The sequence below is a fragment of the Ruegeria sp. F5 genome, assembly GCF_056533845.1.
Map to the genome: position 1 here is coordinate 1 of NZ_JBQFOU010000074.1, position 836 is coordinate 836.

Genomic DNA, 836 nt, shown 5'->3' on the forward strand with positions numbered 1-836 from the left:
TAGGGTCAGGATGCATTGATTTCGGCTGCGCTGCGTGATTCACGAGTTGGAAAACGGAGCGGTGACATGAGCGACCTTTTCTGGCTGAACGACGAGCAGATGGCCAAGTTGGCCCCCTTTTTCCCTAAGTCGCACGGCAAGCCAAGGGTCGACGACAGGAGGGTTCTGAGCGGGATTATCTTCATCAATCGCAATGGCTTGCGTTGGCGCGATGCTCCTGCCGCTTATGGTCCGCACAAAACGCTTTACAGCCGATGGAAGCGTTGGAGCGAGAAAGGCATTTTCGCTCGGATGATGGCCGGGTTGGCTGCGGAACACGGCGAGAAGCAGACCGTGATGATTGACGCGACATACCTGAAGGCACATCGAACGGCGACCAGTATGGCCGCCAAAAAAGGGGGCGCGGTCGCCTGATCGGTCGCACCAAGGGCGGTATGAACACCAAACTACATGCCATCTGCGACAGCCTGGGACGACCGATCGACCTGTTCGTCACCGCCGGACAGGTGAGCGATTATGTCGGCGCACGGGCGCTGCTCAGTGGCCTGCCAAACGTCAAATGGCTACTCGGGGATCGCGGTTATGACGCTGACTGGTTCAGAGAAGCCTTGCAGGACAAGGGGATACGAGCCTGTATCCCCGGGCGAAAGCAACGAAAGACGCCGGTCAAATACGACAAGCGCCGCTACAAGCGGCGAAACCGCATTGAGATCATGTTTGGCAGGCTCAAAGATTGGAGGCGTGTGGCGACCCGCTATGACCGATGCCCAAAGGTCTTCCTATCGGCCATCGCTCTCGCCGCTGTCGTCATCTATTGGTTATGAATCCTGACCCTA

At 57.5% G+C, this 836-nt stretch carries 1 protein-coding gene; it reads left to right on the plus strand.

All coding sequences use genetic code 11. The features are described 5' to 3' along the window. Positions 1-66 precede the first annotated feature (66 nt). A protein-coding gene (locus ACR0K1_RS25605; protein WP_480852323.1) for an IS5 family transposase occupies positions 67-824 on the plus strand; the annotation gives its coding sequence in 2 pieces (ribosomal slippage) (positions 67-403 and positions 403-824; 759 coding nt in all). Positions 825-836 lie beyond the last annotated feature (12 nt).